This is a genomic window from Ferruginibacter profundus (assembly GCF_054783275.1).
Map to the genome: position 1 here is coordinate 21,562 of NZ_BAAGQW010000004.1, position 22,595 is coordinate 44,156.

Consider the following 22,595-nt stretch of genomic DNA (forward strand, 5'->3'; position numbering starts at 1 on the left):
GGGGCTAACGGATTACCATGAATTTTTGTAATACTATCGGCATTTGTATCGCCCTGCAACAGCTAAAAAAAAATCGTGCACATCTGAATAAAACTACTCATAGCAATTGACAAAGTATTGATCGCTTTTGCCGGTTTGTTGTACACTTTACCTGGTTTTTAATTGGCAGCTACTCTATAGTAAATTTATATCCCCTGCCATGTACGTTAATAAATTTAATGGAGTTATCGTCACTTAATTTCTTCCGCAATTTAGATACCAGTACATCCACATTTCTGCTGATCACCACTATGCCTTCATCTTCCCAGATCTCTTTCATCAGTTTTTCCCTTGCTACAATTTGATTTATATTTTCTGCAAATATTTTTAGTGCTTTGGTTTCTTTTTCGGTAAGCGTAATACTTTTATTTTCAATTTTAAGCATATTATCATTTGTATAAAACCTGAAATTTCCTACCGATATATAATCATCATTATCCGGAACCGGCGCTTTCTTTTCTTTTTTCCGAAAGGCACCTTTCATATAAAAAACAACCAAACTCAAAGGAATGATCAGCAGCAACAACAAAAAGTAATTAAACCTGGCCATCTTCAAAAGGTCGATCTCAATAAAATAACAACCTGCCTCCAACCTGCGGCCCTTGCAGGGTACTAAATTGCCTGTGTTGTTATTCATTTCAAATGCAAGTACAATTTCCTTTTGTCCGCAATTCCTCACATTCACGATGTAGCCTTTTGCCAAAGCATTTTTTTGAAATGCCCTTTCCACTATATTCATTAATGTATCTGAAATAAAACTAAAGTTTTTTTGAAAGGAGATCCGGTAGGTATTTTCATTTACTTTTTTAACCGGCAGCACCCTGGATGTAGAATCTTTTGCTGAAAGCAACAACTGGTGCCCTATATCACGTAATACCACTTCCAGGTGATTGGCAGGAATGTCATTTTCTTTATTGATAAATGCCACAGCAGTGATCAAAATAGCAATTATCATGATTGAAGATCCGAACAGAATAAATGGCTTCATGTTTGCAAAATAAGCTATTAGGCCCCGCTTTTCAGTGGTTTTACAAACGTTTTACATATCCTTTACAAGTTTTTACTATTAAAAAGCCACAGGATAGCTAATGCCCGATACCTTTACCTTAGGATTCAGCAAAACAATCACGATAATGAAGCTGATCGATAGCCTTGCACTTTTACTTACACCGCCCTGTTTCGTGTGCCACGAAAAAGGCGTAGATATATGTTAATTAAACCTGTAAAAATTATGAAAAAAGTTATTTATGCGCTGATCTTACTGCTGGTTGTGGTAAGCGGACTGGTATTTGCCAATCGTGAATTTAAAAATGACGTTGCTAAAAAATCACCCCCAAAGCCACTCACTGCTGCTGAAAGAGAAGCCGAAATGAAAAAATGGGAGGCTACCCCTGGTGGTATAAATTTCAAAAAATGGGAAGCCTCTCCCGAAGGTATAAAAGTGCTTTCCGGTGCTGCCAAAATAAGTAAACAGGTAAATGAATCTTCCAATATGGAGGCCGTTATAACTTCTCTTTCTCTTCCGCCAGGATCAAGATTAGGTTTCGGTGTGATGGTAAGGATTAATAGTGTAGATTATATTCTTAGTTTTGGGCTGGAAGAGGCTAATGAATTTCAGCAATTGCATAGCCTGAAAGTTGACGACAAAATAATTATCAAAAGCCATTTTGTATCGTATGCGCCAAAGTATGCTTACCCCATAGTATCGGGCGACTATATAGAACGGGATAGTAAAATAATTTATAAACGTGCCCCCCGCAAAGGCGGTTGCTGAGTAAGTAAATTATAAAATACAACAGCTGAATATCTTGTTCCGGTGGTTGTTTTCACAGCTACTGTGAACAAGACCAAACAAACGTACCACAACATAATAGCAGTAAAGCAGGTTGAATCTTCGGCCATTGGCATCGCTGTACTTTTGTTGGCGCAGCCGGATATTAATTGGGAATTTTGTTGTTAACTTCAATTTTATATTTCTGCAGGAAGTTTTAATCAGCAGCGGTTATGGACAGACGCTCCGAAAGCATTCGGGATAATTGCCAACCTGCAAAAGCAGTTGCTTGTGGTGTGCTATGTTATTACCACAGCTTGTGATAGTCAAAACAAATTCAACGGAGGTTTGCCCGGTTTATTGAAAAGCCTATCTTTCAAACTGCGCCTTACTAATAATGGTTACTGCAAAATCGTTGTTTAAAAAATTGATTAATTTTAGCTCTGTTAGTTATTAAACCTTGTACAATGGAGCAAACCAGATATAACGACACAAAACTTTTTTTGTGGCTGATACCATTTATAAATATTATTAATTATTACCTCACCTATGTTACATTCAATCCTTTATGGAGATTACTTGTAACATTTTCCATTGATACCATACAAGGCTACATTGCCTGGTTACTGGTAAGGGTAATTATATTATGGCTGGATAGAAAAATATCATTTGAAGCCAGCCCTGTTAAGCGTATTGCAGTGCAACTGGTACTTACCTTACTTGCCGGAAGCGCAACCCTAATTATACTAACTGAATTTACAAATTGGCTGGCTACATCCAAACCTGTACCATTGTCTTTTTACACAAAGGATATGCCCATCATTTCCATTTGGTTTTTTGTTGTTAATGGCATTTACATTGGCCTGTATTATCATCAAAAATGGCAACAATCTGAACAAAGAATACAAGAAGAAAGGAAAATAAAAAATGAGGGATTTAAAATAGTTACTCCTAAAAAAGAGCTTCTTGTTTCATTTGAAGAAATTGGCGGTTTTTACATTGACGGGGATTACAGCGTGGTAGTAACTGTAGAAAAGAAAAAGCATCTTCTTGATTTTTCGCTGGATAAGGTTGAAAAAAACTTGCCTGAATCGTCCTTTTTCAGGCTGAACCGACAATATATCATACACCGCCAGTTAGTAACAGGATTTGAAAAAGGGGAGAACGGGAAAATAAATGTACTCCTGAAGGATGCAGAACACCTTCCATCAGTTATACCGGTAAGCAGGACCAAGGCACCGGAATTCAAATCGTGGTTTACACCAAATTAACAGGCGCATTTCAACGGAAAAAATGCTACCCTTCCACGGCACACCCGGGTAGCCCGGCACCCTGTTGGTACATTTTAGCGGGAAAAATGCTACACTTCAACGGAAAACAGCCTGCAGTATTAGCTTTCAGCATGGCACGCAATTTAGTTTTGCTGAAAAATAATAATCATGAAACAAAGTGTTGGGTGGCTTTTTTTTATCTGCACCTTTATCCAAACAGCGGCGGCACAAAATAATTCCGGAAAAACTTACCGCAATTTTCCTATTGTACTGAATGTGCAATTCCATTCTTTGGCTTTTCCATTAAAAGATCTGGAGACAAACTTTAAAAATGCAGGCTTTGGCATTGGCACCGAAATTGCCCTGGGCAGTAAGCACAATTGGGCACAGCAATTTCAATTGTCGTGGTATAGAAACAAGCAAGCCGGTAATGGCATCCTTATGTATACCCAATCTTCGTGGCGCCCCACCATTGTATCGAATATTTATTCTGAATTAAAAGCAGGTTTTGGCCTTACCTATAATTACAGGCCAGTAGAATCTTACCGGCAAATTGATGGGGAGTGGAAATCAGTTGGCTATAAAGGCAAGTGGCTGTTCACAGTTCCTGTTGGTGTTTCCCTGGGATACAACAAGTATTCCCGGCATACCTACATGGCCCCATTTGCAACCTATCAAATTTTGGTAAATACCAATTATGCCAAAAGCGTCCCGTTTATAACTAACAGCTTATTCCAGATTGGTACCAGAGTTCATTTATCAAATAAAAAATAAAAAAGCATGAAAAATTTAATACTGAGTATAGCGATCCTTTTAATGCTGCCAGGTTGTTCAAAATACACGCAAGACACTGTTGCACCGCAATGTGATTTTCCTGGTGGTATTGGTAATACCTATCCTAAAAAAGATACTTTGGAAAAAATCATGAACCAATATTTGCAACAGGGTATTCCCGGGCTTGCCGTTGCCATATACACACCCTCAGGTGGTTATTGGGGAACAAGTATGGGCTTTGCCAAAGTTGAAACAAGAACACCCATGCAACTTTGCCATATGCAGTATTTGCAAAGCGTTACCAAAACATATTTGGCTGCCGTTATTTTAAAGTTACATGAAGAAGGTAAAATTAACCTGGATGCCCCAATAACCCAATACCTGCCTGAAAAATACATTCAGTATATTGATAAAGCCTCCTCCATGAGTGTAAGGAATCTTTTGAATCACACATCTGGTATGCCCGATTATCTGGAAAGCCCGGTGTATGTAACATATGTACTTCAGCACCCCGACCATTTTTTTACAAGTGAAGAGTTTTTGAGTTATATCAAAAACAGCAAACGGCAATTTGCGCCGGGCAGTAAATTTGAATACTCCAACTCAAACTATCATGTTTTAGCATTGATAGCAGATGCTATTAGTGGAAACCACGATGAGCGGGTAAGGCAAATGCTTGCGCAAACGGGGCTTGCAAATACCTTTTACAGGCAGATTAAAGGAAATCCTTCATTGGTAAACAGCTATATGGACAGGTTCAGTACAGGAATTATAGAAAATGTATCTCAATTGCAGCAACAAAGTATTACCTGTGCCAAAGGCGACGATGGCATAATTGCTACGCCCCTGGATGCCGTAAATTTTTTAAGAGGATTGATGGAAGGAAAAATATTGGCCGACAGTTCTTTAAACCAGATGCTGACATTTGTAAATGATGAACAAGGCGTACCCGTTTATGGCTTAGGGTTATACCACGTTGTATACAATGGTGTTGAAGGATATGGGCATGGTGGCTCAGGTGCAGGTGCAGGTTGTGGTTTATATTATTTTCCCCGCAAAAAAGTGTATGTATTCCTTGCCACAAATATTGGCACTTTGGTAGACGGGCCAATTACTAAAAAAGTAAATGAACTTAAGAGCAAGATTTTGGAAATAATTTTAAAAGACTGATTTTATACCTATTCCGGGCCTGTACTATCTGCTGACGACAACACTATGTAAAAAATCGGGTTTTATACAAATTGGTATTAACAATGTAACATCAGTCAATTGCTGTCTCGTCCTGAAACAGGCTGAACCTTTGGTGTCGGCTGACGTAATTCTGACGTGCAGTAGTTCAGAACTTCAGCTTTTAGTGATACATTAGCTGCCCTTAAAGGCAGGCAGTTGGTCAATTCCTTAATGACACCACACCTTTTACATTACCTGTAATTTTACTCCGCTGTAAATTTATCAGTTACTGTATATAAAATAACAAGACCAAATTAATAATGCATTTAAAGACGTAAATAGTTAACTTTAAAAAGAAATTGACAATAGTAAAAAAACCTATGCAACTAAATCCGTTTATTCTAATAATAGCCATATTTTTTTCCGTATTTACCGGCTGTAAAAAAAATGACAGTAAAATTAACAATATTGAACTAAGTGGCAGATGGAACTATATTAGTACTACAGGTTATGCTTTTTCACCAAATCAAAATTTTAAACCAATAAGACTAAGTTATCAGCCAGGTAGCTATTTAACTATTGCGAACGATACTATCTGGCAAATTAATAGATATAAACCCAATTTTTTTATCCAGGTGGATGGCTTAGCTGATACAATTATGAATTTTACCGGAAGTATGTCTCCTGCATTCACATCAGAAACAACTATTTACAGAAGAATTAATGATACAACGTTTGTTTTGTCAGGGTATAATATTCCTGATACTTATATCAGGGAATTATCATCAACATCACTTGTTGTGTATTATAATAATTATGCACAAGCCGCTGTGGGAATATTTCAAATTGACAGTTTAAAAAGATAAAATTTCTCTGCAAATTAAACCAACAGTCAACAAAGGGTTTACACCAGTGCGGCAGCCAGCTGATCAACTCTCAAACAATAATATTCACCGGTTATTGCATACATTCTAAATGAAATTACTTCCTGAAAATAAACTGGTATGGTCTCCTGTTGTTGTAAACTCCCGAATGAACAGGGAAAGAAATTCCAGCGGAATCAACAGCTATGAACAGGAATTTAAGTTCAGGCCGGAAGAATACCTGGCTTCTAAAGTAAAGGAATCGGGCCATGCATCCTGGCTCGACTTATGTTGCGGGCATGGCAATGCACTTATTCAAACTGCCAGGTATTTTGAAAAGTACGGCAACCAGGACCTGGTTACGTTAACCGGTATAGACCTTGTGGATACTTTTCAAATCATACCCCCTGACATCACCTGTATAAAGTTTGTAGCAGCGTCGCTAATTGACTGGATACCTGGCCAAACCTATGACCTGATCACATGTGTACACGGTATACATTACCTGGGCGACAAATTAAAAGTAATTGAAACGGCTATCAGTGCATTACATCCAGATGGCCTTTTTGTTGCAAATATTGACTTAAACAATATTGTAATTCAAGGTAAAGGTGCCGGTTCATATTTAAAAGATTCATTTAAGAAATATGGCTTTGTCTATAATTCCAGGCGAAAGGTACTTGAGCGAATTGGACATGCGGAAGTAAAATTTGATGTTAAGTACCTTGGAGCGGATGACAATTATGGCCCCAATTATACCGGGCAGGATTCTGTTACTTCTTATTATTCTATTTAAAAAATGGCAAGGGTTGGTAGGGCAGCAATTGGGGCCGGGCATTTTAAAATATCCCGGCTACACACGTCGGCACCTGCAATGATAAAACCCAACAAAAAAGGGAACCTCTTACAAGATTCCCTTTCCGGGTTAGCAATCAAAAAAATACTATAGTGCTTTAAGTGCCTGTATTCTTTCCCAACGTTGTTTTATGCCTTCGTTTGCCTGGGCTAAAAATTCAGTGGCTCTCTCAGGATCATTATTTTTAATAGTTGCAAAACGATTTTCGTGGTACATAAATTCATCTAATGCTACAGATGGGTCTTTACTATCCAATACAAAACGTTTGCCTTGTTCTTTCATCGGGTTAAAACGGAACAGTGGCCAGTATCCGGTTTTTACTGCAAGCTCCTGCTGGTCCAAACCATGGCACATATCGTAGCCGTGTGCAATGCAATGGCTGTAAGCAATGATGATAGATGGGCCCGGATAAGCTTCTGCTTCCAGTATGGTTTTTAATGCATGTACATCATTAGCACCCATCGCTATCTCTGCCACAAATGCGGTGCCGTGTGCAATGGCCTGCATGGCCAGATCTTTTTTACCGGTGGTTTTTCCTTTGATAGAAAATTTAGCGCTGGCACCTATTGGTGAAGATTTGGATTTTTGTCCGCCGGTGTTGGAATATACTTCAGTATCCAGTACCAGTATGTTTACATTTTCGCCGGTAGATAATACATGATCCAATCCGCTGAAACCAATATCATAAGCCCAGCCATCACCACCAACGATCCACATCGATTTTTGTTCTAAAAATTCAGCTACCTGGTATAATAAGCCGGCTTCGGGTTTATTGATATTCCTTAATTGTTCTTTTAATGCATTTACATTTTTACGTTGTTGAATAATGGCAGCCTCATCCGATTCCACAGTATTTAAAATAGCGTCGGTCAATTCTCCACCCACTTCTTCACGTAAAGATTTTAATAATGATAACGCATATTTACGTTTCATATCAGTAGCCAGTTTGATACCTAAACCAAACTCTGCATTATCTTCAAACAAAGAGTTAGCCCATGCCGGGCCAAGGCCCTGTGCATTTTTGCTCCATGGTGTGGTGGGCAGGTTACCGCCAAAAATACTGGAGCAACCTGTTGCGTTGGCAACAATCATTCTATCACCAAATAGCTGTGTAAGCAATTTTAAGTAGGGTGTTTCTCCGCAACCACTGCAGGCGCCTGAAAATTCGAATAAGGGTTCCAGTAACTGGCTGCCTTTAACGGTACTGCGGTTAATTCTTGTTCTGTCGATATCAGGTAAGCCGATAAAGAAATCCCAGTTTTGTTTTTCGGTTTCTTTTAATGGCAATACTTCCTGCATGTTGATGGCTTTGTGGCCGGGTTCGGTCTTACTTTCAATAGGACAAACCTCCACACAAAGATTACAACCGGTGCAATCTTCTACTGCCACCTGCAACGTATAGGATTCTGTTTCTTTAAAAAACTCTTTACCGATTGGTGCTGTGTGTTTAAAGAAATCCGGTGCATCAACCAACAGATCGTTGTTGTACACTTTTGGCCTGATGGCTGCATGCGGGCAAACAAAGAAACATTTACCGCACTGGGAACAAAGCGATGGGTCCCAAACCGGAACCTGTTCGGCAATGTTTCTTTTTTCGTAGCGGGTAGTTGCAGACGGATAGGTACCATCGGCCGGGAAAGCACTTACAGGTAATTCATCACCCTCACCTGCAATAATCCTGGCCAGCACCTGTTGTACAAAATCCGGTGCATTACCCGAAATGGCGGGCACTGTTTCTTTGTTGCCAACAGCAAATAAAGTATAATCGATCAGCGATAAGTTTTCGAGTGTTTTATCTACGGCATCAAAATTCTTCTGCACCACTGCTTCGCCTTTTCTTCCATAGGATTTACGGATGGCTTTTTTAATATAGCTGATCGCTTCTTCTCTTGGTATTACATTGGATATTGCAAAAAAGCAGGTTTGTAAAATGGAGTTGATACGTGACCCCATGCCGGTTTCCTTAGCAACTTTAGATGCATTGATCACATAGAGCTTCAATTGTTTTTCGATGATCTCTTCCTGGATTGTTTTAGGTAAGTTGCTCCATACATCTTCATTAGCAAACGGTGCGTTCAATAAAAATGTAGCGCCATGTTGTGCATCTTTTAAAATATCATATTTTTCTAAATAATTAAAATGATGGCAGGCAACAAAGTTGGCGGAGTTTATAAGATAAGTGGATTGAATTGGTTTATGACTGAAACGCAAATGCGATACCGTGAGCGAACCCGATTTTTTGGAGTCGTATACAAAATAGCCCTGCACATGCTCGTCGGTTACATCGCCAATTATTTTTATGGTATTCTTGTTGGCACTCACGGTACCATCGGCACCAAGGCCAAAGAACAAACCACGGAACAAATGCTGGTCTTCCAGTGAAAAAGTTTTATCGTATGGTAAACTGGTATGTGTTACATCATCTTCAATACCAACGGTAAAGCCGTTCTTAGGTTTGGCTTTATTCAGTTCTTCAAATATGGCCATCACCATTGCAGGAGTAAATTCTTTAGACGCTAAACCGTAACGGCCACCTATGATTCTTGGTGTGGCATATTCCCAGCCGGCATGTATAGCGCTGATCACATCTGCATATAAAGGTTCGCCAATAGCGCCGGTATCTTTACAACGGTCCAGTACGGCAATGTGTTTTACAGTTTGGGGCAAAGCATTAATAAAATGTTTTACAGAGAATGGCCTGTACAGGTGTACTTTAAGGTAACCGGTTTTTTCATCTTTACTATTAAGGTAATCTACGGTTTCTTCTACTGCACCTGAGCCTGAGCCCATGATGATGATGATATTTTCTGCTTCGGGGTGGCCATAATATTCAAATAATTTATAGGCACGGCCGGTAAGTTGTTCAAATTGCTGCATGGCGGCTTCTACTATACCGGGCACTTTCCAGTGGTATTCGTTGCAGGCCTCACGGCTCTGGAAATACACATCAGGATTTTGTGCGGTACCCCGGATAAAAGGATTTTCAGGATTTAAGGCACGGTTACGGTGCCGGGCAACCGCTTCTGTACTGATCATTTGTTTAATGATATCATCCGGAATGATATTTACTTCATTTAATTCGTGTGAAGTACGGAAACCATCAAAGATGTTAAGGAAAGGAATACTGGAATTGAGCGTAGCTGCGGTGGCTATCATGGCCATATCATGCGCTTCCTGCGGGCTGTTGCCAAACAACATGGCAAAGCCGGTGGACCGCACCGCCATTACATCACTATGATCGCCAAAGATTGACAACGCATGAGTAGCAAGGGCCCTGGCGGCAATGTGAAATACGGTAGGTGTTAGTTCACCGGCAATTTTGTACATGTTGGGGATCATTAATAATAACCCCTGGGAGCAAGTAAACGTTGAAGCCAATGCGCCACCCTGCAGTGCGCCGTGTATAGCACCGGCCGCTCCTGCTTCGCTTTGCATTTCTATTATCTTGGGTACTTCCCCAAAAATGTTTTCTTTGTTATCGCTACTCCATTCATCGGCAAATTCGCCCATGGCCGAAGAAGGTGTAATGGGATAGATAGCGCATACTTCACTTGTTTTATAAGCAATATGCACGGCTGCTTCGTTACCATCTATAATAGCAACGGAGGAAGTTTTTTTTGCAGCAACACCTGTTGGTTTGCTTTGCTCAATAGTACTTTCCATAAACTGATAATTTGTTAGATTTATAAGACACAAATTAGAACCTGCTGCCTTTTAAAAAAGTGACTAATATCAGTTGCCGGGCTGATTTATATGCAGTGCCGGTGTACCTAAGCGCCGTATTTTGTTTTGGTTTTTGTTAGCTGAATAGTTTACAGGTTGTCAGCTTAAGGCACTAATAAAGTGATTTAAGCTGTTTGTAAATGATAGTAAGATTTTTTCCCTGCTTTGCTGCGAAAAGAGTTTGCCTCTAAGGCACGAAGCAGAAAAGAAGCATCTTCTATGCAGCAAGCCGGCTGTTACAATCCTGGTAATTACCGGGACTGACAGTGCCCTTATTTACTTCCTTTATAATAATCCAATACCCTGGTACGGAAATTATATTCATATTTAGCCTGTGCAAGGCTGATCTTTGTACGGTCTAAATTATTTTTACTGATCAGGTATTCCGCAGAATTAATGACGCCGTTATTAAATCTTACTTCCGCTGCACGGAAAGATTCTTCAAAGTTTAGTACCTGCTCTGATAACACTTTATACCTGTCATAAGCGGCTGTCATGTTTAAATGTGCCTGCTCAATATTTTGCCTCAACTGCAATTTTGCATTATCCGATTCCAGCTGTGTATTTTTATAATTGATATTGGCCAGCTTCACATTGTTTTTAGTTTGAAAAGCATTGAACAGAGGGATCTGCATACTTACACCCACATAAGTTCCCAGGTTATTATTCAGCTGCTTGCCATAGCCTGTTTTATAAGATGAGTAATTCTGCTGTTGCTTTAATACCGGGTTTTGATTACCGGCGATCACCACATAACTTCCGGTTTGTACCTCGGTAACGTTGGTTGCGGTTAAAGACTGGGCCAGGCTGGAGTAATTGCTGCCTAAGTTACCATTGAGTGTTATTCTCGGAAAAAATCCTGCCCTGGAAACACCAATTGCTTTTTCTGCACTTTTTACTTTTAAGTTATTGGCTTTTATCAATGCAAAATTTTGCAGCGAAGACTGGTATACTTCTCCTGCATTGTTAGCATATTGCGTTGCCTGCAGGTTGGCATCTGCTTTTTCCAATTGCAGTTCGCTGTTGTATTCTTTATTCATCAGCTGGCACAAACTTAATTTTGCCTGTTGCAATGCATTGGCCCCGTTGATGATGGCAATCTGTTCGTTGGCCAGTTGCCCTTTAAGGTCGGCCAGCAGGTAGTTGGCAGAAGCCCCTTCCTTTACCAGTATCTCCATCCGCTCTACTTGTTTTTTTGTTACCTCTGCCTGGGCCTTACTGGTTTCCAGTACGTCTTCATTACTTAATACCTGCAGGTAATTCAGTATCACATTTAAAGTAAGATTATCTTTTGTTTGTTGCAGGTCCATTTGCATGGCACCCTGTGTATAACTGTTTTGTTTGATCAGGTTTTGCAAACGCATACCATTAAACAATACTATACCGCTGCTCAGGCTTACATTGGATGAGCTTAATTGCTGGTTGATATAATTGTTCGTCAATGGATCTACGTTGCGACCCTGGTTTAAGCCGTAACCAAAGCCGCCATTTAAATCGGGCAACAGGTTATACTTTGCCTGTTTAAGGTTTACACCGGCTGCATCTGCCTGCAGGCCGCTTTGCTTTACCTGTATATTATTTTTCAACGCAGTATCAATGCATTGTTGTAAAGTCATCTTGTTGCTCTGTGCTGTAACGCTTATAGAAAAAAATAAAAGGGCCGCACTTAATAATCTGATTCGCATGTTTGTAATTTTTTTGATCGCTGTTCTTAATTGTATTTTTTTTTATGTTGTTTGTTCATTTTCCATTCTGCCATCTAAAAGGTTGATGATCCTTGAACCATAAGTGGCATTTTTTTCGGAGTGCGTTACCTGTATAATGGTAACACCTTCGCTGTTGAGTTGCTTAAATAATTCCATGATCTCTTCTCCTTGTCTGGAGTTGAGGTTACCGGTAGGTTCATCGGCCAGTAATAATTTGGGTTTTGCAATTAATGCCCTGGCAATACCCACCAGTTGCTGTTGCCCGCCTGATAATTGAGTGGGAAAAAGATCTTTCTTACCCACAATATTAAAACGGTCGAGCATATCGGCTACCATGGCTTTTCTTTCGGATGATTTTAAATCCTGGTAAATCAATGGTGTTTCAATATTTTCATACACGGTTAATTCATCAATTAAATGATATTGCTGAAATACAAAGCCGATATATTGTTTGTACAATTGTGCCCGTTGTTTTTCTTTCAGCTTATGTACGCCTTCGTGCAAAAAATCATATTCACCTTCATCAAATCCATCCAGCATACCAATTACATTCAGTAAAGTTGATTTGCCCGAACCTGATGGGCCCATGATAGAAATAAATTCTCCTTCCTGCACTTCGAGGTTAATGTCTTTTAATAAAAATACCCTGGCACCGCCAACGTTAACCCATTTAAAAATTTTCTTAAGATTTAATAACATAGTTTTTGTTTTTATTTTATTCTGTACGGAGACTTTTTACCGGATTCATTAAAGCTGTTCTGATTGTTTTAACAGCAATGAGTAATGCTACCAATAACAACAGTACCAAACCCACCATAAGGAATGGGAAGAAGGTAAGGTTGATACGGTATGCATAATTATTTAACCAGTTACGCAAGGCAAAATACGCTACAGGCCATGCAATAATATTGGCAGCAATGATAATAACAGAAAATTCTTTTGCAAACAAAAGTATCACCTGCACCACAGAGGCACCCAATACTTTCCTGATACCAACTTCCTTTGTTCTTTTACTGATACTTTGTGTTACAATACCCAGCACACCCAATAACACAATCAGCAATGCAATAACAGTTGCTGCAGTTGCTGCTTTTTTCATCTGCACTTCCATACTGTATAACCTGGCCAATGTATCATCCATAAAAGTATAGGCAAAAGGTGCATCGGGCAATAGCACCGACCATTTTTTTTGTATGGCTGCAATGGCAGCACTGGTATTGCCGGGCTTTATTTTAAAAGACAGGTACCTGAATAACGGTGCATTGGAAACATGAATAAAATACATGGGGCGTATCGCTTCCTGCAATGGACCAAAGTGAAAATCTTTTACCACGCCGCCTACAGTAAATGTGCCGGGGTTGCCCTGGAATTTTATTTGCTGGCCAATTGCAGCGCCGGCATCTTTCCAGCCAAGGCCTTTAACTGCACTTTCATTGATCACGACAGATGTGGAGTCCGGCGCTCCTCCATTGGCATTAAAAAATTTTCCGGCTGCTACAGGTATTTTATAGGTAGCAATATATTTTTCATCTGTAAATAATGATTCTGCAATTATGCCTTGCGAAGAGTCCTGTGCGGCTTTGTATAAAGTATTGTTCATACTTGCACTGGCACCATCAGGAATTTCAAAAGAAAAAGAGGCTGCTTCCACTTCAGGTAAAGTGGCAAATTCATTCCTTATGGTAGCCATGTGTTGCACACCCTGCGGCGTCCAGTCACGTGGTACTTTTGCGGTGATCACCTGGTCTTTTTTATAGCCCAGGTCTTTACTGAAAAAATAACTTACCTGTTTGTTGATAGTAATGGCCGCAACAAATACAACAATAGCCGTAATAAATTGTAAGCCGATCAATGAATACCGGAAAGCAATTTTTTCTTTTACCGTTTCCAGTTTTCCTTTGAGCGATTCAACAGAACGTTGTTTTGATAATAAGAAGGCCGGGTAGATGCCTGCCAATATACCCACCACCGCAATAATTGCAAGTGGTATAAAAATAAAATACCAGGAAAAAGAATTAAGCAATGGTAATGGTTTACCCAGCATATCACTGAAGTAAGGCCTTGCAACAATATAAAGCAGCAGTGATACCGCAACCGCAAAAGCCACCAGTAAAACTGATTCGGAAAGAAACTGTATGATCAGTTGCATTCTTGTACTGCCCATTACTTTTCTTACACCAATTTCTTTTAATCTTGAAACAGAACTGCCTACCGATATATTTACAAAATTGATGATCGCCATCAGTAAAATAAATGCTGCCACAAAACCTAATGTAAAAATGAGGCGGTTAGCAATACCATTGTTTGATCTGAGGTAATACTCTTTTACCGGTGTAAAAAATACCTCCAGGTTTTTTTGCACATCAGGCGCTACATTCAATTGCATTAATTGCTTTACCGGTTGCTGAAGGCTTGCAACGGTGGCTCCTTTTTTTAATTCAACATAACTGATGATAAAGGCGTTCTGCCAGGCTTCAAAAGCGGCATCCCTTCCAAAAAAACGCAGGCTGGCAGCCGGTAAAAAGAATTGATTTTCTCCTTTATTGATACCATTGCCCCAATTGGTAATGGTATTCATTGGCGGATCTTTCAGTACAGCAGTAATTTCAAAATCCTGTTTGCTGCCGGAAAAAGATTGAATGGTCAGGGTTTGCCCCAACACATCTGTTTTACCAAAATATTTTTTTGCTATTGCTGCGGTAATGGCTACAGCATCAGGTTTATTTAAAGCTGTTTTTGCATCGCCATACAATAAAGGAAAACCAAACATATCCAGCATGCCGGCATCACCTACCTGTAATCCTTCACTGAATTTTTTATCGCCTTTTGAAACAATAGAAGTAATACCATCATGGTGATAATAATTGTCTACTAAACCGGGGTAATTTTCTTTTAATGCTTTTGCCAACGGGGCCAGTGTTGCAAAATCATACCCCATATTCGGATCTTTCCATTTGCTCTGCACCATGTAAATGCGGTCGTTATTTTTAATATCCGCATTCACATTTATTTCGCTGTAGATATAAGCACCAATCAGCATTACAAAAGCAATACCCACAGAAAGGCCTACGATGTTAATGAAAGAAAAACTTTTATTCTTTCTGAGATTACGCCAGGCCAGTTTAAAATAATTTTTTATCATACCGGTATTTTTATTCTGTTCGCAAACTTTTTACAGGATTAACCATAGCAGCTTTTCCTGTATTAATAATAATGGTTAGTAACGCAATAATAAACACCAGGAAAAATAATAGCAGCATCAGTTTTATATTAATGCCGTTATTAAAGGCAAACATATTGTTGGAAAACCAGGCTATGCCATAACCAAAAGGAATACATATGGCAGCAGCAATGGCCATCAATTTTACAAAACCACCGGACAGTTCTTTAATAATAGCATTTACCGAAGCTCCCATCACTTTTCGTATACCAATTTCCTTTACTCTTTTTTCTGTGCTGTAGGTAACCATTCCAATCAATCCAAGTATTGCAATTACAAATATTACAAAACTCACCATTCCTAAAAACTGCATGTCTGCGCCGGGGTAGTACCTGTCGTACATATCTTTTTCATAATCACTAAAAGCAAAAGCTTCATGGGGATAGTACTTTTTCCATACCGGCTCCAGTGAAGCTTTAAAATCAGCAGCCGGTACCTGTTTTTTTGTTTTGATACTCAGCACATGAAACTGTGCCGGATTGTGTTGCATCACCAGGGGTTGTGTATTAAACTGGTAAATGTAATAGCAGAAATTTTTAACCACTCCTTGTACAATAGCGGTTTTATCATTGTTCAGAATAATTGATTTACCTATTGCTTCCTGCGCTGTACCAAGCCCTAAAGTATACAGCGCCTGTTCGTTCAGCACCACAAAGTTGCCTGCGGAATCACTATTGCTTTGCGGCAAATTTTTACCTGCTACAAATTGTAATTGCATATTGCTGATAAAATCGGCATTGGCAGCATAATAGCTGGCAGCGTTGTTTTGCCCTGTACCATCTTTTTTAATATGGCATACAGCACTGGTGCCGCCAAATGGTGTTGATACTAAACCCACCCGTTCCACATCTTTATTCAACGCCATATCATTTTGCAATAACCTGTACCCTTCATTTACAGAAATGTTATAAATATTTTTCCTGTTAAAATTTTTATTGTCGGTTGCCATGTACTGAAACTGGCTGTAAAAACTGCCGATAAAAAAAACATAGCAGCAGGTGGCAACAAACTGCACTACCACCAGGCTCTTCCTGAACCCGGTTTTACCAAATGAAGCAGGGCTTATAGTACCTTTTAAAACCTTTACCGGTTTAAAGGCAGAAAGTATTCTTGCCGGTATAGCGCCTGCGATAGTTCCTGTAAGCAGGGTGAACAATATAAATACCGTCCACAAAAGAATAGTATTATCCACCTCCCATGTTATCCATTGCATGTGTATGTACTGCTGCATGATTTTTAAAATAACAAACCCTGCCGCCAGTGAAAGCATTGCAATAAGAACAGCTTCACAAATAAATTGTATCACCAGCTGGTAACGCAGCGCTCCGGTTACTTTACGGATACCCACTTCTTTTGCCCTGCTTAATGAGCGTGCCAGTGTAAGATTAGTATAGTTAAACCCTGCCATTACAATAATTGCTATGGCCATTAACAGGTTCACGGCCACATCCTGGTAGTCTTCCACATAAGCATTGTTTTGCAGGTCTTCAAAATCCGGTGATATTTTTTCCAACGCCTGCCTGCGATAATGGAGTGTTGATTCACCGGTTTTAATGGTGTTGTTTGTTTTTGCTGCAACTGCCAGCAACGCAGCATCCAGGTTCTTTTCTCCCGCATTGGGTTTCAGCAAAAGATAGGTATATGCTGTAAGGTCTTTATTTGTATTTTCTTTTGCAATGTGTTTGTACGTTTCCATCGATACCATTACATCGCTGCGGAAATGTGTATTGCGCTTATAGGGTTTTAATACACCGGTAATGATAAAATCACCATAGTCGTGATGCGATAATGTTTTACCCACCACATCTGCAGTACCAAAAAATATGGTTGCCATGTCGTGTGTTATTACCAATGTATTGGGCATATTGGAAAATGCACCTTTCTCCAGCGGAAAAGCAAATATGTCGAAGAAAGCAGGCTCCACATAAATGCTGTTTACGTTAATGGTTTTTATCCTGTTGGTAAGTCCCCATCCATATTGCCTTACTACGGGTGTAGCCTTTTCTACAAAGGGGTAATTTGTTTTAATATCATCTGCCAGCGATAATGGCGAAGTAGCAGATTTTACAAAAGAGCCGTTAGCTGCTTTCATATCTGTAATGATCCTGTAAGTTCTTTCGGGGTGGGGGTGAAAATTATCCGTTTCAAATACAGCCACTACCTGTATTAAACACAGCAAGGCAAAAGGTATAGCCAGGCCAAGGCCCGCTATATTTATAAAGGAGAACAGTTTGTGTTTAACCAGGTTTCTCCACGCCGTTTTAAAATAATTTTTTATCATCCCGGTATTTTTTATTCTGTTCGTAAACTTTTTACAGGATTTGCCAATGCCGCTTTTATAGTGCGTATGGCTAACAGTACCACTGCAATCAATAACATACCGGCGCCGCATGCTGCAAATACCCACCAGCTGATATTGGTACGGTATACAAAATCCTGCAGCCATTGATGCATTGCCATCCATGCCAGTGGCGATGCAATTACAAATGCTATCAGCACTAATGATAACAAATCTCTGGATAGTAAAGAAACGATCTGCAATACCGATGCACCCAATACTTTTCTTACACCGATCTCTTTGGTTCTTGTATTGGTGGTATAGATCACCAAACCTAATAAACCCAGGCAACTGATAAAAATACAAAGTGCCGAAGACCAGTTGAGCAATCTTGAAATATCCTGTTCTTTTTTATAAAATGCTGCAATGGTAGCATCAAAAAACTCGTAATTAAAGTCATCTTCGGGATACAGTTGTTTATATTCTTTCTCCATTTTTTCCAAAGTGGTTTTCCATAAGCCGGGTACTCCATCCTGTGGTTTTAATGCCACATGAATACTATAACTGTTTTTTTTGTTACTGGAGTAAGCCAAAGGGCCAATACCGGCGTGGGTAGATTTGGTATTAAAATCTGCCAATACACCTACAATAGGAATCCTGGCATTTCTTCTTTCAACAAACCTGCCTACTACATCACCCACATTGGTAAAACCTAATTCTTTAGCATAGCTTTCGTTAACCAGGTATTCTTTTGTGGTATCACTTTGTTCGGGAAATTTTCCTGCCTTCAGTTTCATTTTATAAATATCAAAATAATCCGGGTCGGCCTGTACCACTTCCACCATCATCTCAATATCTTTTTTTCCGTTGTTTACCTTTAACGTGGTAGAAGAAGCACCACCGTGAGCCGGGGCCGCACTGGCAAGGCTTACTTTTTCAATACCTGGTATCGCTTTTAATTTTTCCAGTAAAACAAAACGACGGTTATCTTCTTTGGCAGAGAAAAAATTCCATGGTGTATTGAAATTAACGATCGCATCTTTTTTATACCCCAGATCTTTATTCAGCGAAAAATTAATTTGCTTGCTTACCACTAATGTTGCAATTACTAAAAATTGGGCAATTACAAATTGTGTTACGGTAAGCGATTTTCTAAACCAGGCTTTCCTGCTTTGTGCCGTACCGGCATTCAATTGATTTTTTAAAACTGCCACCGGTTTAAATCTGGTTAGTACCATTGCAGGATAAAACCCGGAACATAAAGTCATTACCACAACAAGGCCGGTAAGAAATACCCATACATGCAACTGGTTAATGGAAGAAAAATTTATTTCCGGTGGTAAAAAATCGCTGAATACTTTCAGTAACCATGGTGTAATTACAATAGAAAGTATTGCTGCAATTACGGTAAGAAAAAATGTTTCGGTTAAGAATTGAAAGATGAGTTCTTTCTTTCCACTGCCCAAAGTTTTCCTGATACCAATTTCTTTTGCTCTTTGTGCTGCCTGTGCCGTAGTAAGGTTGATGAAATTAATACAGCCGATCAATAATAAAAACACCGCCACAGCAAGCAGGCCGTACAATGTAGGTTTGTGGGCCTGCCTGGCGCCTGCTTCATAGTCTGCATTAAAATGTATATCCGCTAAAGGCTGTAAATGATTTTTGGTATCGTCGTTATCTCCATCTTCTTTTTTCCTGTATTTTTCTCTTAAGGCTGCAAACTGTGCATTTACCTGTTCGGGTTTTATACCGGGTTTTAATTTTACAAACAATTGCGATACAGAATTAATATTCCCCCATTCATCGCCGCCAAAATGATTTTTAAGCCCGGTGGTAAATACAGTAGCTAATGAAATAAATTCTTTAAAACGAAAGTCGGTTGCTTTTTCAACAGTATTTTTGATGATGCCGGATACGGTGGTTTTAATACTATCATCGTATGTAATTGTTCTGCCAATAATATCATTGGGGGCAAGATTACCGAAATACGATTTAGCCCTTTCTTCGGTAAGTACCACCTGGAAAGGATCTTTTAAGGCTGTTTGTTTGTTGCCCGCCAGCCAATCGGATTCCAGCATTGAAAAATAAAATTCATCGGCATAAATAATTTCTGTTTGCTTTTTAAATTCAGCGGGTGAGGCACTGCCGGCAACGGGTACCACAACTTTTGTTTCGCCGGCTGTTACAAAATGCGTCACCGTTTCTATTCCTGTAAGACCGGTGCGTACAGCCTTAGGCATGGGCATGGGTACGCCTGAATTTTTAAACTTTACATCGCCGGGAAAAGTGATCTCCGTTACCACACGGTATATCCTTTTACTGTCTTTCCTGAAAACATCAAAACTAAATTCAAATTGTACCAGCAGGTAAATAACCAATGCGGCGCTGATGCCAATAGCAAGGCCCGAAATATTGATCAGGGAAAAAATTTTATTCTTCCTGAAATTTCTCAATGCAATGATGAAATAATTTTTAACCATGATGTTTGATTTTATTCGCTTCTTAAACTTTTTGTAGGATTCATTAATGCAGCTTTAATACTTTGAAAACTTACCGTTAATAAAGTGATGATCAAAGCACCACTAAAGGCAGCTGCAAATACCCACCATGATATTGCTGTACGGTAAGTATACTTCTGCAACCAGCTGTGTAAAAAATACCAGGCCAGCGGCCCTGCAACAATACAGGATATTAATACCAGCCATACAAAATCTTTCGACAGTAACTGCCATACATTAATCACCGAAGCACCTAACACTTTTCTTACTCCAATTTCTTTGGTGCGTTGCGCTGCTACAAAAGAAGCCAGGCCAAATAACCCTAAGCAACTGATCAAAACAGCCAGCATGGTAAAAAAGCCGGCCAGTTTTCCAATGCGTTCTTCGTCTGAAAACTTTTTAGCGTATTCATCATCTGCAAATTTGTAATCGAAGGGTGCGCTGGGTACATATTTTTTAAAGGCCGCTTCAATTTTAGCAATAGATTCTGCAGCACTTTTGTTGGGGTTTAATTTAAGATTTAACCAGTTGGGATTTTTGCCCAATAAATAAAAAGACTGCTTCACCGGTTCGTAAGGCGATTCCATCAGCATATCTTTAATTACACCTATAATAGTATAATTTTTTGCATGTTCATCATCACCCCATTTAACCGTGGTACCTACAGGATTTTTAATATTCATAAATTTTACAGCGGCTTCATTCACCACAATAGCAGCAGAGTCTGTTGCAAAATCTTTTGAAAGATCTCTCCCCTGCACAAATTGCCAGCCCACCGTTTTTCCAAAATCATGCGATACCCAGATGGTGGCAAAGTCTGCATCCTGGTTAGGGTCTTTACCGGGCCAGCTGATACCGCCGTTATTAGACCATACGCCTGTAACCGGGCTTGATGATTCTGCAATTTGGGTAATGGCGCCATTGTCGGTAAGTTCTTTATGCAGCACATCCAGTTTGTTTCCAAACTCCGGTGTTTTCATTTCCACCATCATCAGTGCATTCCTGTCGTAACCCACCGGCCTGTCTTTTGAAAACTGAATCTGCCGGTACACAATTATTGTACCGATGATTAAAGTAACGGAAACGGTGAACTGCAGTACTACCAGTACCTTACGTGGTATGGCCGCAAAGCGGCCGGCTTTAAAAGTACCTTTCAATACTTTTACCGGTTTAAAAGAAGAGAGGTATAAGGCAGGGTAACTGCCGGCAATGATGCCGGTAAATAATGCAAAGCCAATACCCAATAACCAGAACAACGGATTGAGCCATAGTATCGACATTTTTTTATTGGCCATATCATTAAACCATGGCAATATCAATTGTACAATTACTAAAGAGAATAAAAATGCAAATGCCACCACCAGTAATGACTCTATAAAAAATTGCCCGATCAGTTGCCCACGTACCGAACCAATCGCTTTGCGGATACCAACTTCCTTTGCTCTTTTTTCAGAACGGGCCGTACTTAAATTCATGAAATTGATACAGGCGAGTAATAATACAAAAACGCCGATCATTAAAAACAACCAAACATAATCAATAAGCCCGCCTGTATTCACGCCATTTTCCCAGTGATCTCTTAAATGCCAGTCTTCCATTGGATGCAGAAATATCAGGGAGTTATATTTTTTATCTTCAGCAGGTACTCTATCCAGCTTGGTATTGATGATGCGTTTGTTTACACTGTTGAAATCAACATTATCTGCAATTTCTGCGAAGGTTTGAAAAGAATTGTTGCCCCATTCATTCATAGAACCTTTTACCCAGGATTCTGAAGCCACATATAATTGCCAGGGTGCAATAAATTTCAAATCCCTGAATTCATCATTATAAGGCAGGTCTTCATAAATACCCGTAACTTTTACATCCTGCCGGTTATCAATTTTTATTACCTGGTTAATAGGTTCTGCATTTCCAAAAACAGCTTTTGCCGCAGAAGCAGATAATAAAACCGAGTTCATATCCTTCAACCCTTCGTTGGTTCCTTTCAGCATTTTAAGGGCCAGCAATTTTGCCGCATCCACATCCATGTAAGCGCCTTCCTGCGATACTTTCTGATCTCCTATACTAAGAATATGCCCGCCTTGCCAGGAAGACATTACAATATATTTAAAATCGCTGCCGTGCTTTGCCTTCAGCTCTTCTCCTAACGGAAATGGAAGTGCCCTTTGCGTGTAGATATTTCCGTTAGCAGTTTGCTTTTGCATTACTCGGGCAATCTGTTTGTAATTTTTATGGTAATGATTAAAGGATAATTCATCATAGATCCAGAAACCAATGAGCATAGCCACCGCCATACCAATTGCCAAACCGGCAATATTAATGAAGGATGAACTTTTACTTTTAAAAAGATTTCTCCAGGCTACTTTAAAATAATTTTTTATCATGTCTGTTCTTTTATTCTGTTCTTACACCTGCCTGCCGGC

14 protein-coding genes are annotated in these 22,595 nt (G+C 39.5%); 6 read left to right on the plus strand and 8 right to left on the minus strand.

Annotated features, from left to right (window positions below):
- Window positions 1–169: 169 nt before the first annotated feature.
- Window positions 170–1,027: a winged helix-turn-helix domain-containing protein gene (locus ACYVM0_RS26350; protein WP_460562374.1), complete on the minus strand. Its 858-nt coding sequence runs from the start codon at window positions 1,025–1,027 to the stop codon at window positions 170–172.
- A 243-nt stretch (window positions 1,028–1,270) separates the two neighbouring features.
- Here ACYVM0_RS26350 and ACYVM0_RS26355 point away from each other — a divergent pair, with 243 nt between their 5' ends.
- The 6 genes from ACYVM0_RS26355 (at window position 1,271) to ACYVM0_RS26380 (ending at window position 6,684) form a co-directional block, all read left to right on the plus strand.
- Window positions 1,271–1,813: a hypothetical protein gene (locus ACYVM0_RS26355; RefSeq protein WP_460562376.1), complete on the plus strand. Its 543-nt coding sequence runs from the start codon at window positions 1,271–1,273 to the stop codon at window positions 1,811–1,813.
- Between the two features lie 464 nt (window positions 1,814–2,277).
- Window positions 2,278–3,081: a LytR/AlgR family response regulator transcription factor gene (locus tag ACYVM0_RS26360; RefSeq protein ID WP_460562378.1), complete on the plus strand. Its 804-nt coding sequence runs from the start codon at window positions 2,278–2,280 to the stop codon at window positions 3,079–3,081.
- A gap of 168 nt (window positions 3,082–3,249) precedes the next feature.
- Window positions 3,250–3,855 carry a hypothetical protein gene (locus ACYVM0_RS26365; protein ID WP_460562380.1) on the plus strand — a complete coding sequence of 202 codons (606 nt, stop codon included), beginning with the start codon at window positions 3,250–3,252 and terminating at the stop codon, window positions 3,853–3,855.
- A 6-nt stretch (window positions 3,856–3,861) separates the two neighbouring features.
- Window positions 3,862–5,025 (plus strand): serine hydrolase domain-containing protein, encoded by a 1,164-nt coding sequence (locus ACYVM0_RS26370; RefSeq protein WP_460562382.1) that lies wholly within the window; start codon window positions 3,862–3,864, stop codon window positions 5,023–5,025.
- A gap of 359 nt (window positions 5,026–5,384) precedes the next feature.
- The gene (locus tag ACYVM0_RS26375) at window positions 5,385–5,891 is read left to right on the plus strand and encodes a hypothetical protein (protein WP_460562384.1); all 507 of its coding nucleotides are present in this window, start codon (window positions 5,385–5,387) and stop codon (window positions 5,889–5,891) included.
- 109 nt (window positions 5,892–6,000) lie between these two features.
- Window positions 6,001–6,684, plus strand: coding sequence for a class I SAM-dependent methyltransferase (locus ACYVM0_RS26380; RefSeq protein WP_460562386.1), 684 nt, complete (start codon window positions 6,001–6,003; stop codon window positions 6,682–6,684).
- A 147-nt stretch (window positions 6,685–6,831) separates the two neighbouring features.
- Here ACYVM0_RS26380 and nifJ read toward each other — a convergent pair whose 3' ends face one another.
- The 7 genes from nifJ to ACYVM0_RS26415 all read right to left on the minus strand — a co-directional run bounded on the left by nifJ (window position 6,832) and on the right by ACYVM0_RS26415 (window position 22,556).
- Window positions 6,832–10,407 carry a pyruvate:ferredoxin (flavodoxin) oxidoreductase gene (nifJ, locus tag ACYVM0_RS26385; RefSeq protein ID WP_460562388.1) on the minus strand — a complete coding sequence of 1,192 codons (3,576 nt, stop codon included), beginning with the start codon at window positions 10,405–10,407 and terminating at the stop codon, window positions 6,832–6,834.
- A gap of 332 nt (window positions 10,408–10,739) precedes the next feature.
- Window positions 10,740–12,152: a TolC family protein gene (locus ACYVM0_RS26390; RefSeq protein ID WP_460562389.1), complete on the minus strand. Its 1,413-nt coding sequence runs from the start codon at window positions 12,150–12,152 to the stop codon at window positions 10,740–10,742.
- 42 nt (window positions 12,153–12,194) lie between these two features.
- Window positions 12,195–12,872 (minus strand): ABC transporter ATP-binding protein, encoded by a 678-nt coding sequence (locus ACYVM0_RS26395; RefSeq protein WP_460562391.1) that lies wholly within the window; start codon window positions 12,870–12,872, stop codon window positions 12,195–12,197.
- 16 nt (window positions 12,873–12,888) lie between these two features.
- A complete protein-coding gene (locus ACYVM0_RS26400; RefSeq protein WP_460562393.1) occupies window positions 12,889–15,315 on the minus strand; it encodes an ABC transporter permease in 2,427 nt (808 codons plus the stop codon).
- A gap of 10 nt (window positions 15,316–15,325) precedes the next feature.
- Window positions 15,326–17,674 (minus strand): ABC transporter permease, encoded by a 2,349-nt coding sequence (locus ACYVM0_RS26405; RefSeq protein WP_460562395.1) that lies wholly within the window; start codon window positions 17,672–17,674, stop codon window positions 15,326–15,328.
- 11 nt (window positions 17,675–17,685) lie between these two features.
- On the minus strand, window positions 17,686–20,151 hold the full coding sequence (locus ACYVM0_RS26410) for an ADOP family protein (RefSeq protein WP_460562397.1): 2,466 nt from the start codon (window positions 20,149–20,151) through the stop codon (window positions 17,686–17,688).
- An 11-nt stretch (window positions 20,152–20,162) separates the two neighbouring features.
- Window positions 20,163–22,556 (minus strand): ABC transporter permease, encoded by a 2,394-nt coding sequence (locus ACYVM0_RS26415; RefSeq protein ID WP_460562399.1) that lies wholly within the window; start codon window positions 22,554–22,556, stop codon window positions 20,163–20,165.
- Window positions 22,557–22,595 lie beyond the last annotated feature (39 nt).